Annotated in this window: 15 protein-coding genes and 1 pseudogene; 9 read left to right on the plus strand and 7 right to left on the minus strand. The window is 68.6% G+C overall.

Going from position 1 to position 14,638, the window contains the following annotated elements; translation table 11 throughout:
- Positions 1 to 307, plus strand: a pseudogene (locus ACTIGJ_RS02265) (signal recognition particle protein); the annotation flags it as partial.
- On the plus strand, positions 307 to 780 hold the full coding sequence (locus ACTIGJ_RS02270; protein WP_439638655.1) for a GNAT family N-acetyltransferase: 474 nt from the start codon (positions 307 to 309) through the stop codon (positions 778 to 780). The pseudogene ACTIGJ_RS02265 and the gene ACTIGJ_RS02270, both read left to right, overlap by 1 nt.
- An 18-nt stretch (positions 781 to 798) precedes the next feature.
- Here ACTIGJ_RS02270 and ACTIGJ_RS02275 read toward each other — a convergent pair whose 3' ends face one another.
- The 4 genes from ACTIGJ_RS02275 to ACTIGJ_RS02290 all read right to left on the minus strand — a co-directional run bounded on the left by ACTIGJ_RS02275 (position 799) and on the right by ACTIGJ_RS02290 (position 5,405).
- Positions 799 to 1,401, minus strand: coding sequence for a nucleotidyltransferase family protein (locus ACTIGJ_RS02275; RefSeq protein WP_439638656.1), 603 nt, complete (start codon positions 1,399 to 1,401; stop codon positions 799 to 801).
- Positions 1,398 to 2,504, minus strand: coding sequence for an XdhC family protein (locus tag ACTIGJ_RS02280; protein WP_439638657.1), 1,107 nt, complete (start codon positions 2,502 to 2,504; stop codon positions 1,398 to 1,400). Before ACTIGJ_RS02280 ends, ACTIGJ_RS02275 begins: the two co-directional genes overlap by 4 nt.
- A 145-nt stretch (positions 2,505 to 2,649) precedes the next feature.
- A complete protein-coding gene (locus tag ACTIGJ_RS02285; RefSeq protein WP_439638922.1) occupies positions 2,650 to 4,917 on the minus strand; it encodes a molybdopterin cofactor-binding domain-containing protein in 2,268 nt (755 codons plus the stop codon).
- Between the two features lie 29 nt (positions 4,918 to 4,946).
- Complete coding sequence (locus ACTIGJ_RS02290) at positions 4,947 to 5,405, minus strand: (2Fe-2S)-binding protein (protein ID WP_439638658.1); 459 nt, start codon at positions 5,403 to 5,405, stop codon at positions 4,947 to 4,949.
- A 210-nt stretch (positions 5,406 to 5,615) separates the two neighbouring features.
- Here ACTIGJ_RS02290 and rpsP point away from each other — a divergent pair, with 210 nt between their 5' ends.
- From rpsP to ACTIGJ_RS02320, 6 genes are all read left to right on the plus strand, one after another.
- The gene (gene rpsP / locus ACTIGJ_RS02295; RefSeq protein WP_439638659.1) at positions 5,616 to 5,870 is read left to right on the plus strand and encodes a 30S ribosomal protein S16; all 255 of its coding nucleotides are present in this window, start codon (positions 5,616 to 5,618) and stop codon (positions 5,868 to 5,870) included.
- Positions 5,870 to 6,394 (plus strand): ribosome maturation factor RimM, encoded by a 525-nt coding sequence (gene rimM / locus ACTIGJ_RS02300; protein WP_439638660.1) that lies wholly within the window; start codon positions 5,870 to 5,872, stop codon positions 6,392 to 6,394. Before rpsP ends, rimM begins: the two co-directional genes overlap by 1 nt.
- A 2-nt stretch (positions 6,395 to 6,396) precedes the next feature.
- Positions 6,397 to 7,155 carry a tRNA (guanosine(37)-N1)-methyltransferase TrmD gene (trmD, locus tag ACTIGJ_RS02305; RefSeq protein WP_439638661.1) on the plus strand — a complete coding sequence of 253 codons (759 nt, stop codon included), beginning with the start codon at positions 6,397 to 6,399 and terminating at the stop codon, positions 7,153 to 7,155.
- Positions 7,156 to 7,182: 27 nt separating this feature from the next.
- A complete protein-coding gene (gene rplS / locus ACTIGJ_RS02310; protein WP_439638662.1) occupies positions 7,183 to 7,533 on the plus strand; it encodes a 50S ribosomal protein L19 in 351 nt (116 codons plus the stop codon).
- 160 nt (positions 7,534 to 7,693) lie between these two features.
- The gene (gene htpG, locus ACTIGJ_RS02315) at positions 7,694 to 9,586 is read left to right on the plus strand and encodes a molecular chaperone HtpG (RefSeq protein ID WP_439638663.1); all 1,893 of its coding nucleotides are present in this window, start codon (positions 7,694 to 7,696) and stop codon (positions 9,584 to 9,586) included.
- A 227-nt stretch (positions 9,587 to 9,813) separates the two neighbouring features.
- The gene (locus ACTIGJ_RS02320; protein ID WP_439638664.1) at positions 9,814 to 10,224 is read left to right on the plus strand and encodes a hypothetical protein; all 411 of its coding nucleotides are present in this window, start codon (positions 9,814 to 9,816) and stop codon (positions 10,222 to 10,224) included.
- Here ACTIGJ_RS02320 and ACTIGJ_RS02325 read toward each other — a convergent pair.
- Together ACTIGJ_RS02325 and trxB are read right to left on the minus strand one after the other, a co-directional pair.
- Positions 10,194 to 10,655 (minus strand): C40 family peptidase, encoded by a 462-nt coding sequence (locus ACTIGJ_RS02325; protein ID WP_439638665.1) that lies wholly within the window; start codon positions 10,653 to 10,655, stop codon positions 10,194 to 10,196. The two genes, ACTIGJ_RS02320 and ACTIGJ_RS02325, sit on opposite strands and share 31 nt — an antisense overlap.
- Positions 10,656 to 10,678: 23 nt before the next feature.
- Positions 10,679 to 11,632, minus strand: coding sequence for a thioredoxin-disulfide reductase (gene trxB / locus ACTIGJ_RS02330; protein ID WP_439638666.1), 954 nt, complete (start codon positions 11,630 to 11,632; stop codon positions 10,679 to 10,681).
- Positions 11,633 to 11,863: 231 nt separating this feature from the next.
- Here trxB and sppA point away from each other — a divergent pair, with 231 nt between their 5' ends.
- Complete coding sequence (gene sppA, locus ACTIGJ_RS02335; RefSeq protein ID WP_439638667.1) at positions 11,864 to 13,714, plus strand: signal peptide peptidase SppA; 1,851 nt, start codon at positions 11,864 to 11,866, stop codon at positions 13,712 to 13,714.
- A gap of 36 nt (positions 13,715 to 13,750) precedes the next feature.
- Here the strand turns inward: sppA and ACTIGJ_RS02340 are convergent, their stop codons facing one another.
- Entirely contained in the window at positions 13,751 to 14,626 is an 876-nt protein-coding gene (locus ACTIGJ_RS02340; RefSeq protein WP_439638668.1) for a DUF1003 domain-containing protein, read from the minus strand.
- Positions 14,627 to 14,638 lie beyond the last annotated feature (12 nt).

The following is a 14,638-nucleotide window of genomic DNA, read 5'->3' on the forward strand; positions in this document are numbered from 1 at the left end:
GCCCGGCGGCGCCAAGCTGCAGGCGCAGATGAAGAACGTGAAGCCGGAGAAGGAGATCAAGCGGGCGGTGGCGATCATCAATTCGATGACCAAGCAGGAGCGCCGCTATCCAGACCTGATCAAGGCCTCGCGCAAGAAGCGCATCGCCACCGGCGCCGGCGTCGAGGTGCAGGAAGTCAACAAGCTGATGCGCCAGTTCGACCAGACCAAGGAGATGATGAAGAAGCTCCAGGGTGGCGGCATGGCCAAGATGATGCGGGCGCTGGCCGGCCGCCTGCCGCCGGGCTTCGGGCCTCCGGGCCGTTGATGGCGGCAGTCGCGCTGCGGATCGCCGACTGCGATCCCGGTGATCCCCAGGCCGCAGCGCTGATCGCCCGCAGCGACGCCTACATGGGCGCGCTGTATCCGGCCGAAAGCAATCACTTCGATGGCATCGACACCTTGCGCCAGCCCAACGTGCGCTTCGTCGCCGCGTGGCAGGCCGGGCGGATGGTCGGCTGTGGCGCGGTCAAGCGCCTGCCCGGGCCGCCGGCCTACGGCGAGATCAAGCGGGTGTTCGTCGCCGAGGACTGCCGAGGCCAGGGCATTTCCCGGCGGATCATGGCGGTGCTGGAGCAGACGTTGAGCGACGCCGGCATCGGCCTGGCCCGGCTGGAAACCGGCATCCACCAGCCGGAAGCAATTGGTCTGTACCGCGCGCTCGGTTACCACGAACGCGCGCCGTTCGGCGCCTACCAGCCCGATCCGCTGAGCCTGTTCATGGAGAAGCGGCTCGGCTGAGCCGGCCGAACCGTGCACTCAGGTCGGCGGCATTCTCAGCAGGTCGTCCGGGCGGTCGATGTCGAGCCCGGCCGCCGCCAGCGGCACGGCGGTGACGCGCGCTGCCTGCGCCTTCACGACGGCGCGGGCGCCGTCGTCACCATCGAGTGCGGCCAGCGCCGGCAGACAGTCGGCCGGAAACAGGCATGGCGGGCCGCGGTTGTCGCCGAAACCGGACACCAGCAATCGGTCCGGCGACTGGCGATGCAGGTCGGCCAGGCGTCTGAGGTCGAAGCTGGTGACCTGCGGCAGATCGGCCAGCGTCAGCAGCAGCCCGGACGGTGCGGCGCGCTTCGCGAGCAACGCCTCGACGCCCTGGGCGATCGAGCGGCCGATGCCGCGCCACCATTCGCTGGCCTCGACGATGGCGAGATCGAGGCCAACCAGCTCGGCGCGCACCAGTTCGCCATGGGCGCCGATCACCATCTGCACCGGCAGGCCGGTTTCCAGCGCGGTCAGCGCCGCGTGGCGCACCAGGGTGCAGCCGTTCGGCAGCCGCGCCAGCTGCTTGGCGCTGCCGAAGCGGGTCGCAGCCCCTGCAGCCATGACCATGATCACGGGGGCGGCATTCGGCGGGTTCATGCGTGGATCGGTCCGGTGGTCTGGCTGAGCGATTCTGCCCGCCGACCGCTGGTGAGTGCGAGGATTTCGGCGCTGATCGCCAGCGCGATCTCCTCTGGCGTCTCGGCACCCAGATCGAGCCCGGCAGGTGCCCGCAGCCGTTCGGCCGGCAGGCCCGACCCGTCGCGCAACCGCTGCACGCGGCTGCGGGAGCCGAGCGAGCCGAGATAGGCCAGCGGCGTTTCGGCAAGCGCGCGCAGGTAGTCGATGTCGCGGCTCAGGTTGTGGGTCATCACCACCGCGAACGTGCGGGCATCGGCGTCGATCGCATCGCGGATGGTCGCGGCGCTGGCCGTCACCCGGCGCACGCCGTCCGGCAGCACGCCGGGCGGCACGCGGTCATCGCGATCGTCGATCAGCGTCACCTGCCAGCCCAGCACGGCAGCGATCCGCGCCAGCGCCACGGCCGCAGCGTTGATGCCGACGATGAACAGCGCATACGGCGGGATCAGCGCTTCGAGCAGCGCCTCGTAGTGATTGCCGCCGTGGCTGAACGCGACGACGGCCGGCGGGCCGGGCGGGTGTTCGAGCATCTGGTCGGCGAGCACGCCGCTGATCAGCCCGGCGCCGAATTCGTTGACCATGATCCGACCTTCGTCGATCACCATCCGGCGCGGCTTCGGTGCCAGCACCCCTTGATCGCGGCTGAACACGGTGGCCAGCACGCCGCTGCGGCGGGCGTCGAGGCAGCGGGCGGCGGCGTCGAGAAAGGCGAGGTCGGCGGTCCGGGTCAGCGGCTCGATCAGCACTTCGAGCGTGCCGCCGCAGCCCAGTTCAAGCAGCACGTCGAGGCCGGATTCGCGGTCGTAGCGGACGATGCGGGCAGCGCCGTCGGCGATCACCTCGCGCGCCCGGCCGATGATGTCGGCTTCCGGGCAGCCGCCGGACAGGCCACGCACCACGGTGCCGTCGCCGCAGACCAGCATCCGCGCGCCGGCGCGGCGGAAGGTCGAGCCGCTGGTGCGGGTCAGCGTCGCCAGCGCGCCGCCGCCGCTGGCGAAGCCGCTGTCGGCCAGCCGGCGCACGCCGGCCAGCAGGCTGCCGAATTCCTGAGGGGTGTTCATCGTGTCGGGGCAGGGGTGCGTGCGCGATCAGCGGCGATCCCGCGCGGCGAGCGCCGGACGACGCGGGACGGCACGCGCCGATCGGCGCGCCGTTGCCTGCGTCGTGCCCGCGTGCTCGTCCCGGGCGTCGCTGTGCGGGCGCGGATCAGGCGCTCAGCTGGTTGCCGAACGGCAGCTTGCGGATGCGCTTGCCGACCGCCGCGAACACCGCGTTGGCAACCGCCGGGCCGACCACCGGCGTGCCCGGTTCGCCGACGCCGGTCGGCTTTTCCGCCGACGGCACGATGTGCACCTCGATCACCGGCATCTCGTTGAGGCGCAGCGGCTGGTAGTCGGCGAAGTTGCTTTGCACGACCGCGCCCTTGTCGAAGGTGATCTCGGATTTCAGGATCGCCGCCAGGCCGTAGCCGATGCCGCCTTCCATCTGCGCGCGGACCACGTCCGGATTGATCGCCAGGCCGCAGTCGACCGCGCAGACCACGCGATCGACCTTGAGCTGGCCGTCGGCATCGATCGACACCTCGGCGACTTCGGCCACGAAGGTGTTGAACGATTCGTGCACGGCGATGCCGCGGCCGCGCTTCTTGCCGGCGACTTCCGGCAGCGGCGTGCCCCAGCCGGATTTCTCGGCGGCCAGTTCCAGCACCTTCAGGTGGCGCGGCTGCTTTTCGAGCAGCGTGCGGCGGAAGGCGACCGGGTCCTGACCGGCGGCATGGGCCAGTTCGTCGATCATGGTTTCCATCGCGTAGGCCGAATGCGTGTGGCCCACCGAGCGCCACCAGAGCACCGGCAGCGGGTAGTCGACGCTGTGCAGCTCGACCTGCAGGTTGTCGATCGCATAGCGGGTGTCGGACACGCCTTCGACCGAGGTGTGGTCGACGCCGTTGTGGACCATGTACTGTTCCAGCGGCGTGCCCTTGGCGATCGACTGGCCGACCAGGCGGCTCTGCCAGCCGGTGACCTTGCCGTCGCGGTCGAGGCCGGCCTTGATGGCGTGCACGAAGGCCGGGCGGTAATAGCCGCCGCGCAGGTCGTCCTCGCGCATCCAGACCATCTTGATCGGCGCCTCGACGCCCTTGGCGCGAGCCGCCTTGGCCAGCGAGGTCGCTTCGACGATGAAGTCGGACTTCGACGACGCGCGGCGGCCGAAGCTGCCGCCGGCGTAGACCTGCTTGATCGTCACCTGCTCGGGCTTGAGGCCGAGAATGCCGGCCGACACCTGCTGGTCGATGGTGTGGAACTGCTCGCCGTTCCAGATCGTGCAGCTGTCGGCCTTCAGGTCGACGACGCAGTTCAGCGGCTCCATCGGCGCATGCGACAGGTACGGGAACTCGTAGACCGCCTCGATCGCCTTGGCCGGCTTCTTCAGTGCGGCGGCCGCATCGCCGCGCGTCGCCGCGACGGTGCCGGGCTTGCCGGCAAGCGCCTTGAACTCGCGGAAGATCTCGGCGCTGCCCTTGGTGAACGCGGCTGCTTCGTCCCATTCGATCACCAGTGCGTCGCGCCCTTGCTTGGCGACCCAGGTGTTCTTCGCCAGCACGGCGACCGCCGCCCGGGTGGTGCCCGGCACGGCGTCGACGCGAATCACATCGACCACGCCGGCCACCGCGCGGGCCGCTGACTCGTCAACCGATTTGATCGTGGCGCCCCACTTCGGCGCGTGCGCCAGCACAGCGACCAGCATGCCGGGCAGCTGCACGTCCTGCGTGAAGATCGCCGTGCCATCGGTCTTGGCCTTGGAATCCTTGCGCGGCGTGGCCGTGGTGCCGATCAGCGTGAAGTCCTTGGGCTCCTTCAGCTTGATCGCTTCTGCCGCCGGCACCGGCTGCTTGGCCGCACTTTCAGCGAACTGGCCGAAGCTGGCTTCCTTGCGGCTGGCCGCGTGACGGATCACGCCCTTGGATACGGTGATCTCGCCGGCCGGCACCTTCCACTGCTCGGCGGCGGCGGCGACCAGCATGGCCCGTGCCGACGCACCGGCATTGCGCATCTGCAGGTGAGCATCGGCCATCGCCGTCGAGCCGCCGGTGCCCTGGGCGCCGAGCAGCGCGTTCGCATACTTCTTGGCGTCGGCCGGCGCGGCCTCGACCGAGACCTGCGCCCAGTCGGCGTCGAGTTCTTCGGCGGCCAGGGTGGCCAGGCCGGTGAACGTGCCCTGGCCCATCTCGAGGAACTTGGCGATCACCGTCACCGAGTTGTCTGCGCCGATGCGCAGGAAGGCGTTCGGCACGAACGGCGCGATGTCGGCGGCGCTCACCGCTGCCTTCTCGCTAGTGCAGGCCACCGGCCCGAAGCAGATGCCCAGCGCCAGCCCGCCGCTGGTCTGCAGGAAGCCGCGCCGGCTGACGTTGATCAGCGGTGCGCGGGTGCTGTCGTCGTCTTGCTTCGTCGTCTGGCCGGCGAAGCGCTTCATGATGCCCATGGGTCTTGCTCCGGTCAGGTTCAGGCCAGCGCCTTGGCGGCGTCGTGGATCGCGGCGCGGATGCGCACGTAGGTGGCGCAGCGGCAGACGTTGCCGCTCATCGCGGCATCGATGTCCTCGTCGTTCGGCGTCTTGTTCCTGGCCAGCAACGCCACCGCCGACATCATCTGACCCGACTGGCAGTAGCCGCACTGGACCACATCGAGCTTGCGCCACGAGGCCTGGACGGCGGCGCCGACGTTGTCGGTGACCGCGCTCTCGATCGTCACCACGTTCTTGCCGGCGGCGGCCGCCACCGGCGTGACGCAGGCGCGGATCGGGTTGCCATCGAGATGCACGGTGCAGGCCCCGCACTGGGCGATGCCGCAACCGAACTTGGTGCCGGTCAGGCCGACCTCGTCGCGGATGAACCACAGCAACGGCATCGCGGGATCGCCGTCATGCGTCTTCTTGACGCCATTGATCGACAGCTCGGTCATGAGAGGGCTCCAGGGGGCAGGTGATGGCCGCCATCATAAGGAATCGGGGATGGCTGGTGTGAACGATCGGTAACACGATGCATGATCGGTGCCGGTCGCTCGATCCGCCAGTCCGGTTGCCGCCCTGTCTTTCAATTCGGGGGGGCTGCCATTACAATCCCGCGCTTTCGCGTACCCTGCGGCAGCATTTCCCCGAGAGTTCAAAAGATCATGATGAAGATTCGTCTGGCCCGCGCTGGTGCCAAGAAGCGTCCGTTCTACCACGTCGTGGCCACCGACAGCCGTTCGTCGCGCGACGGCAAGTTCGTCGAGCGCCTGGGCTACTACAACCCGAACGCCCGCGGCGGCGAGCAGAAGCTGGTGATCGATGCCGCTCGCGTGGCCTACTGGCAGCAGAACGGCGCGCAGGTGTCCGAGCGCGTGGCCTTCCTCGTCAAGGGCGTGCCGGCCGTCGCCGCAGCCTGATGCCGGAATTGTCCCGCCGGGTGACGCTCGGTCGCGTCGCCGGCGTGTTTGGTGTCAAGGGCTGGGTCAAGGTGGTGTCGAACACCCGCCCGGCGGACAACCTCCTGAAGTATCCGCAGTGGTGGCTGGGCGCTGACGAGGGTTACCTCGCGACGCTCGTCGACGCGAAAGCGCAGGTCAACGGCATCATCGCCCAGCTCAGCGGCCGCGATGGCCAGCCGATCACCGATCGCGACATCGCGGCGCGGCTGGTCGGCAAGGACATCTCGATCGATCGCGCGGAACTGCCGCCGGCGCCGCCCGGCAGCTATTACTGGGCGGACCTGATCGGCATGACGGTCGTGTCCGGCCAGGACGAGCCGCTCGGCACGGTCACCGCGATGATGGAAAACGGCGTGCAGGACGTGCTGGTGCTGAACGACGGGATCGTCGAGCGACTGATTCCGTTCGTCCAGGGGCCGATCATCCTGAAGGTGGATCTGGATACGCGGCGCATCGTCGCCGACTGGTCGCCGGACTACTGAAGATGAAGGTCGAGGTCATCACCCTGTTCCCGGCGTTCGTGGAGCAGGTGATCACGGCCGGTATCCCGCGCAAGGCGGTCGACACGGGTGCCTTGCAGTTCCACGCCCGCGACCTGCGCGACTACAGCGAGGGGGCCGATCGCCGGGTCGATGATCGTCCTTACGGCGGTGGCCCGGGGATGGTGATGGAGCCGGGGCCGCTGAGCGATGCGATCACCGCTGCGAAAGCGGCGATCGGCAGCAGCGCCAAAGTCATCGCGATGAGCCCGCAGGGCGTCGCGATGAGCCAGGCACTGATGAAGCAGTTGAGCGCGGAGCCGGGACTGATCCTGATCTGCGGGCGGTACGAGGGGCTGGACGAGCGGGTCACGCCGCAGATCGACCTCGAAGTGTCGCTAGGCGATTTCGTGCTGTCGGGCGGGGAACTCGCCGCGATGGTGCTGGTGGACGCGGTGGCGCGGCTGCTGCCGGGCGTGCTGGGGCATGAAGGGTCGGCGGAAGCCGACAGTTTCAGCGTCGGCCTGCTCGACCATCCGCACTACACCCGCCCGCCGGTGTGGCGCGACGCCGCGGTGCCGGAGGTGCTGTTGTCCGGCGACCATGCGAAAATCGCGCGCTGGCGTTTGAAGCAGGCGCTCGGGGCCACCTTCCTGAAACGGCCTGACCTGATTGAAAAGTTGTCGTTGAGCGGTCCCCATGCCGAGCTGCTTCGGGAGTTTTTGTCCGAGCGCTCCGGCGAGAAAAACCAGACGTCGAAATGACGTCATCCATGAACGAGGTGTTGTGACATGAGCAAGATCATCCAGCAGCTGGATGCGGAAACGATGGCCGGCAAGGTCGTTCCGGATTTCCGTCCGGGCGATACCGTCGAAGTGAAGGTGAAGGTCAAGGAAGGCGACCGCGAGCGTCTCCAGGCCTATGAAGGCGTGGTCATCGCCAAGCGTTCGCGGGGCGTGAACTCCGCGTTCACCGTGCGCAAGCTGAGCCACGGCGAAGGCGTGGAGCGCGTGTTCCAAACCTACAGCCCGCAGGTCGCCGAGATTCTCGTCAAGCGCCGCGGCAGCGTTGCCCGCGCCAAGCTGTACTACCTGCGTGGCCGCCAGGGCAAGGCAGCGCGCATCAAGGAAAAGCTCAGCTGAGCCGACGCGGCACTCGGCTTTTCCCGAAAGCCGGCATCGGAAACGATGCCGGCTTTTTTGTGCCCGACGTTCCTGCCGGCGACGGTGCCGGCGGGCTCTTGAAAGCGCCGGCAGCTGAACCCAACAAGCCGGAGCTGGCCCCTTTCACCGAGACTTGCCGATGACCACCGAAACCACCAATCCGCCGCAGCAGCACGAGTTCCAGACCGAGACCCGCCAGCTGCTGAAGCTGATGATCCACTCGCTGTACTCGAACAAGGAGATCTTCCTGCGCGAGCTGGTCTCGAATGCCTCGGACGCCGCCGACAAGCTGCGCTTCCTCGCGATCCAGAATCCCTCGCTGCTCGATGGCGATGCCGAACTGGCGGTCGATCTGGTCGTCGACAGCAAGGCCGGCACCTTGACCGTCCGCGACAACGGCGTCGGCATGAGCCGCCAGGATCTGGTCGACAACCTCGGCACCATCGCCCGCTCCGGCACCAAGGCGTTCATGGAACAGCTGTCGGCCGACGCCAAGAAGGACGCCCAGCTGATCGGCCAGTTCGGTGTCGGCTTCTATTCGGCGTTCATCGTCGCCGATCGCGTCACCGTCACCTCCCGCAAGGCCGGCGAAACGCAGGCCCATGTCTGGGAATCGACCGGCGAGGGCAGCTATTCGCTGGAGCCGGCCGAGAAGGCCGGGCGCGGCACCGACATCACCCTGCATCTCCGGGACGACGAGAAGGAATTTCTCGAAGCCGGCCGCCTGGGGCACCTGGTGCGCAAGTACTCCGATCACATCGGCCTGCCGGTGCGCCTGAAGGTGGACGACGGCGAAACCGAAACGCTGAACAAGGCCGCTGCACTGTGGACGCGGCCGAAATCGGAGCTGACCGATGGCGACTACACCGGCTTCTACACCCATCTGTCGCACGATCCAGAAACGCCGCTGACCTGGGCGCACCAGCGGGTCGAAGGCAACCTCAGCTACATCTCGCTGCTGTACATCCCGAGCGCCGCGCCGTTCGATCTCTGGGATCGCGACAAGGCGCGGGGCCTGCAGCTGTACGTCAAGCGCGTGTTCATCATGGATCACGGCGCCGAGCTGCTGCCGGCCTACCTGCGCTTCGTCCGTGGCCTGGTCGATTCCGATGACCTGCCGCTGAACGTCTCGCGCGAACTGCTGCAGGGCAACCGCAACGTCGAGAAGCTCAAGGCGGCGCTGACCAAGCGGGTGCTGGATCTGCTCGACGACATGGCGCGCAACAAGCCGGACGACTACGTGAAGTTCTACGGCATCTTCGGCGCCGTGCTGAAGGAAGGCCTGATCGAGGACCAGGCCAACCGCGAGCGGATCGCCAAGCTGTGCCGCTTCGATTCCACGGCGTCGGTCGACGGCGCCAAGGTGGCGCTGGCCGACTACGTCGCCCGGATGCCGGAAGGCCAGTCGAAGATCTACTACGTCACCGCCGACACGCCTGCCGCCGCGCGTGCCGTGCCGCACGTCGAAGGCTTCCGAAAGAAAGGCTGGGAAGTGCTGCTGCTGTCCGACCGCATCGACGAATGGGTGGTCATGCACCTGCACGAGTTCGACGGCAAGAAGCTGGAATCCTGTGCTGCCGGCGGTGCCGATCTGGAATCGGCGGTCGCCACGCCGGACAAGGAAAAGGCCGAGACCGAGTTCGCGCCGCTGCTGGAGCGGATCGGCAAGTCGCTGGCCGGCAAGATCGAAAGCGCCCGGCTGTCGTCGCGCCTGGTCGAGTCGCCGGCCTGCCTGGTGGTGAGCGACTTCGGCTTCAGTCGCCGGCTGGAAAAGATCCTCAAGCAGGCCGGACAGGCGGCACCGGCGCTGCCGCCGGTGCTGGAAATCAACGCGGAACATCCGCTGGTGGCACGGCTCAAGACCGCCGCCGATGCCGAGTTCGACGACCTGGCCGCGCATCTCTACGACCAGAGCGTGCTGGCCGAAGGCGGCCAGCTCGAAGACCCGGCCGCCTTCGTGCGCCGTCTCAATGCGCTGATCCTGTCATCGGCCGCGCCGGCCGACGCCGCAAGCCGGATCATCGTCGACTGAGTCGCGCGGGCGGTTGGCGGCGGCGTCAGACAGCCGTCGCCAACGAGCCGCGCTGCTGTCGTCTGCGGGTCCAGTGCCACCCAGGGCCGCTGCCGCCGGTGTCGGAACAGCGGCCTTTTTGCGTCTGGAATCAGTGATGTCGGCACGCCGTGCAGGTTGCCGGGCAGCGCCTCCCGGACGGGAACGGAAGTTGAATCAACCCCGCCGGGCTGCGATCGGAGAACCGGGTGAACCAGCGGGAGGCGCGACAGCCGTCGCCACGAGCGGTGCAGGCGCGCGCCCGCCTGCGGCCGTGGCGTGGCCGTCGCGGCGCGGGCGGCGGCTCGGTGATCGCGCCGCTGGTGGTGGTGATGACGCTGGCGCTGCTGGCCCTGATGTTTCCGTTCGCGCTGATGGCGCCGCATGTCCGCATCGCCGAGACGCTGCAGTCGCTGCAGCTGCGGTCGTCCACGCGCCGCCGCCGCATGCCTTCGGGGCCTGCGGCGATGTCTGCTCATCGGACGGCAACTGTCGCCACATCGTGCTGCGTGACGGCATGCACGGCGGCGACCGGGTCAGCCACACGGCGCTGCTGGCGGCGGAGTCCTGCCAATGAGACAGGCGCGCGTCAGCGCAGCAGGCGGATCGTTTCCAGGTAGCGCCGCTTCCAGACCGGCGTTTCCACCGCCACCAGGCTGACCTGCCGGCCGCTGGCCGGGGCGTGGATCATCCGCCCGTCGCCGAGGTACAGGCCGACGTGCAGTCCGCCGGAATTCTCGAAACGGTAGAACAGCAGATCGCCCGGCTGGGCGTCGTCGAAGGCGATGCGGCGGCCGGCATCGCGCTGCGACGCGGTATCGCGCGGCGCCAGCACGCCGGCCTCGCCGTAGGCGTACTGCACCAGCCCGCTGCAGTCGAAGCCCGAGGGATCGCGGCCGCCGTAGACATAGGGTCGGCCGAGCTGGCCGAGTGCGGTCTGGATGATCTGCTGGCGGATGCCGGGGTTGTCGACCACCGGCGCGCTGCCACAGGCGGCCAGCAGCAACGCCAGGCCCGCCAGCAGCGCGATCCGGAGCCGCCGAACGCGCATCGGGCTGATCGCGCCGCGCCGCCTCAGCCGCCGTGCAGCTTGTCCAGATAACGCTCGGCGTCGAGCGCGGCCTGGCAGCCGGTGCCGGCCGAGGTGATCGCCTGGCGGTAGACGTGGTCCATGACGTCCCCGGCTGCGAACACGCCGTCGATGCTGGTCGCGGTGGCATTGCCTTCGCTGCCGCTCTTGACCTTCAGGTAGCCGCCGGCCATGTCCAGCTGGCCGTCGAAGATGCCGGTGTTCGGGCTGTGGCCGATGGCGACGAACACGCCGGCCAGCGGAATCTCGCGGGTCGAGCCGTCGACCAGGTTCTTGACCCGCATGCCGGTGACGCCGGTCTCGTTGCCGAGCACCTCGTCCAGCGTGGCGTTCCAGATGATCTCGACCTTGCCCTCGGCCTGCCGCTTGAACAGCTTGTCGTGCAGGATCTTCTCGCCCTTGAACTTGTCGCGGCGGTGCACGACGGTGACCTTGGCGGCGATGTTCGACAGGTACAGCGCTTCCTCGACGGCGGTGTTGCCGCCGCCGATCACCGCGACTTCCTGGCCTTTGTAGAAGAAGCCGTCGCAGGTCGCGCAGGCCGACACGCCCTTGCCCTTGAACGCGTCCTCTGACGGGATGCCGAGGTACTTGGCGCTGGCGCCGGTGGCGATGATCAGCGCATCGCAGGTGTAGCTGCCCGAGCCGCCGTTCAGCGTGAACGGGCGCTGCTTCAGGTCCACCGATTCGATGTGGTCGTAGATGAACTGGGTGTCGAAGCGTTCGGCATGGCGGCGCATGCGGTCCATCAGCTCCGGGCCCTGCAGGTGCTCGACATCGCCGGGCCAGTTGTCGACTTCGGTGGTGGTCATCAGCTGGCCGCCCTGCTCGATGCCGGTGATCAGCACCGGCTTCAGGTTGGCGCGGGCGGCATAGACGGCGGCCGTGTAACCGGCGGGACCGGAGCCGAGGATGATCAGCGGGTGATGGTTGCTCATGGGTTCTTCTTGCAGTCCGGCGCCGAGGCCGGAAAGGGGCGGATGACGAGGCGCGAAGCATAACCAGCCGCGCCGGCCGGTGGCGGTCGGCCGCCGTCGTGCGGCGCCGACGGCCGGAAAGCTGGGGCCGGCGCCGCCGTTTTCCAGTCCTGCCGCAGCGCCGCTGTGGGCCGCTGCGCCCGTGCCATACTTTTCACGACCTCCTTGCCTTCGCCACGGATTGCCCCGCCGATGAATGAGCCGCGCCCCCTGATCGTCCGCCTGTTCAACTGGATCTGGACGCTGATCGTGTTCTGCTTCCGCGCCATCGTCGTGGTGTCGGTGCTGGTGATCGTCGTCGGTCTGTGGGCCGGCTCGCGCAACCAGGTGCCGACGGTCGAGAACAACATCGCGCTGGCGGTGATTCCCACCGGCGAGATCAGCGACCAGGTGATCGACGATCAGGGCCGCGCCTTCGTGCGCCAGTTCAGCGATGCCAAGCCGGCGCAGACGCCGCTGCGGATGATCGTCGACGCCATCGAGGCGGCCGCTGTCGACAGCCGCATTCCCTCGCTGGTGATCAAGCTCGACGAGATGGCCGACGCCGGCCTGCCGCAGCTCGAGGAGATCGCCGTCGCCATCCAGCATTTCCGCGCCAGCGGCAAGCCGGTCTACGCGTTCGGCGACAACTTCGACCAGAAGCAGTACTTCCTGGCCGCGCAGGCCGACGAGATCTCGGTCGACCCGTTCGGCGCCGTGCTGCTCGAAGGCTTCTCGGTCTACACCAACTACTTCAAGGACGCGCTCGACAAGCTCGGCGTCGAAATCAACGTGTTCCGGGTCGGCGAGTTCAAATCGGCGGTCGAGCCGTACGAGCGCAACGACATGTCGCCGGAGGCGCGCACCGCCAATCAGGCCTGGCTCGGTGATCTGTGGTCGCTGTACGGCGCGTCGGTCGGCAGTGCCCGCAAGCTGACGCCGGATGCCGCCGATCGCTACATCGCCGGCATGTCGGCCGGCCTCGCCAAGCACAAGGGCGACCTGGCCGCGTACGCGCTGGAGGCCGGCCTGGTCAACAAGGTCGAGACCCAGGCCGAGTTCCGCAAGCGGATGATCGAGCGGGTCGGCGAGGACCGCCAGCACGGCTCGTTCCGGCAGATCGACGTCGGCAGCTACTACGCCGCCGTGCAGGCCGAGAAGGCGGCCGGCGGCCGCGACCAGGTGGCCGTGGTGGTGGTGCAGGGCGAGATCGTCGACGGCGAGGGCGACGAGATGCGCGCCGGTGGCGACACCATCGCCGAACTGCTCGATCGCGCGCGCCGCGACGACCACGTCAAGGCGGTGCTGCTGCGCGTCAACTCGCCGGGCGGCAGCGTCTTCGCCTCGGAAAAGATCCGCCGCGGCGTGCTGGCGCTGAAGGCGGCCGGCAAGCCGGTGGTGGCGTCGATGTCGACCCTGGCGGCCAGCGGCGGTTACTGGGTGTCGATGAACGCCGACCAGATCTGGGCCGAGCCGACCACCATCACCGGCTCGATCGGCATCTTCGGCCTGATCCCGACCATCGCCCAGCCGCTGCAGAAGCTCGGCGTGCATACCGATGGCGTCGGCACCACGCCGCTGGCCGGGGCGTTCCGCATCGACCGGCCGCTGGGCAGCGAGGTGAAGACACTGATCCAGCTGCAGATCGAGAAGGGTTATCGCAACTTCATCGAAGGCGTTGCCGAAGGCCGCAAGCTGCCGGTGGCGCAGGTCGACACCATCGCCCGCGGGCGCGTCTGGAGCGGCAAGGCGGCCAAGGAGCTGGGGCTGGTCGACTCGCTGGGCGGCTTCCCGGAAGCCGAGGCGGCCTTGGCGACGCTGGCCGGCCTGGCGCCGGGCAGCTATCGCCTGAACGAGCTGCAGCCCGACCGCGACCTGTTCAAGCAGCTGTTCGGCGATCTGTTCGGCGCCCGTCAGGGCCGCTTCGCGACGCTGGTCGAACAGCTGCCGGCGACCGGCCTCGGCGGCTCGGCGAAGGCGCTCGGCAGCGCGCTTCTGCGTCTCGACGATCCGCAGCGGGTCTACGCCTACTGCTTCTGCACGCCGCAGCTCGGCGGCCGCTAAAGCCCCTGGTGCGCCCGCCCGAGGCGACGGGGGCGATCAGCGGCCGTCGTCGCCCTCGGCTGGGGGCGCGGCGGCGCTGTCGGCGGTGCGCGCACGGTCGTGGCGCAGCCGCGCCAGTTCATCGCGCAGTTCGGCGATCTCGAACAGGATGCGGTTGATGCCGGTCTCGTTCTTGAGATTCACCGCGAAGTCGGCGTCGGCATGCAGGCGTTCCTTCTTGGTCTGTCGGTTCTGGCTCATCATCAGCAGCGGTCCCTGGACGGCGACCAGGAAGGCCAGGAAGAAGTTGAAGAACTGGTACGGATAGGGGTCGAACTGCAGCGCGGGGATCGCGTTGATCGCGGCCCAGATGCCGGTGCCGACCGACAGCACGATCAGGAACGACCAGCTGCCGTTCCATTCCGCCACCCGGTCGGCCAGCCGCTGCGCCCAGGTCAGCTGGGCATCGGCTTCCTTGTTGATGTCGCGCGAGGCGGTGGAGCCCAGCAGATCGGCCGCCACCCGCAGGCGTTTCGACATGATCGCCAGCATCGCCACGCCGACGCGCGGCGAGCCGTCGAGCTGGCGCATCAGATTGTCGCGGGTCAGTTCCAGCAGGTCGGCACCGCCGGGCGAATCGACGCTGGCCATGCGCGGCGCGCTGTCGATCAGGGCCATCTCGCCGACGAATTCGCCAGCGCCCAGCTGTTCCAGCACCACCGGCTTGAGCCCCGGCCGCGCAGCCGGCAGCAGCACCCGCACCGAGCCGCGCACCACCACGTACAGAGCCGCACCCGGTTCGCCGCGGACGAACAGCGTTTCACCGGCGGCCAGCCGGCGCGGCGTCATCCGCTCGGCGATGCCGAGCAGGTCCTGCTCCGGCAGTTCGGCGAACAGCGGCACGCGGCGCAGCAGGTGCAGGTCGTGGCTCAAGGCAGTGCTCCG

It is taken from the genome of Nevskia sp. (genome assembly GCF_051860985.1).
Taxonomy (GTDB): domain Bacteria; phylum Pseudomonadota; class Gammaproteobacteria; order Nevskiales; family Nevskiaceae; genus Nevskia.

Excerpts from the sequence above, each read along its gene's own strand:
- ACTIGJ_RS02270 (WP_439638655.1), top strand. The coding sequence starts at position 307 with ATGGCGGCAGTCGCGCTGCGGATCGCCGACTGCGATCCCGGTGATCCC.
- ACTIGJ_RS02275 (WP_439638656.1), bottom strand. The coding sequence starts at position 1,401 with ATGAACCCGCCGAATGCCGCCCCCGTGATCATGGTCATGGCTGCAGGG.
- ACTIGJ_RS02280 (WP_439638657.1), bottom strand. The coding sequence starts at position 2,504 with ATGAACACCCCTCAGGAATTCGGCAGCCTGCTGGCCGGCGTGCGCCGG.
- ACTIGJ_RS02285 (WP_439638922.1), bottom strand. The coding sequence starts at position 4,917 with ATGAAGCGCTTCGCCGGCCAGACGACGAAGCAAGACGACGACAGCACC.
- ACTIGJ_RS02290 (WP_439638658.1), bottom strand. The coding sequence starts at position 5,405 with ATGACCGAGCTGTCGATCAATGGCGTCAAGAAGACGCATGACGGCGAT.
- rpsP (WP_439638659.1), top strand. The coding sequence starts at position 5,616 with ATGATGAAGATTCGTCTGGCCCGCGCTGGTGCCAAGAAGCGTCCGTTC.
- rimM (WP_439638660.1), top strand. The coding sequence starts at position 5,870 with ATGCCGGAATTGTCCCGCCGGGTGACGCTCGGTCGCGTCGCCGGCGTG.
- trmD (WP_439638661.1), top strand. The coding sequence starts at position 6,397 with ATGAAGGTCGAGGTCATCACCCTGTTCCCGGCGTTCGTGGAGCAGGTG.
- rplS (WP_439638662.1), top strand. The coding sequence starts at position 7,183 with ATGAGCAAGATCATCCAGCAGCTGGATGCGGAAACGATGGCCGGCAAG.
- htpG (WP_439638663.1), top strand. The coding sequence starts at position 7,694 with ATGACCACCGAAACCACCAATCCGCCGCAGCAGCACGAGTTCCAGACC.
- ACTIGJ_RS02325 (WP_439638665.1), bottom strand. The coding sequence starts at position 10,655 with ATGCGCGTTCGGCGGCTCCGGATCGCGCTGCTGGCGGGCCTGGCGTTG.
- trxB (WP_439638666.1), bottom strand. The coding sequence starts at position 11,632 with ATGAGCAACCATCACCCGCTGATCATCCTCGGCTCCGGTCCCGCCGGT.
- sppA (WP_439638667.1), top strand. The coding sequence starts at position 11,864 with ATGAATGAGCCGCGCCCCCTGATCGTCCGCCTGTTCAACTGGATCTGG.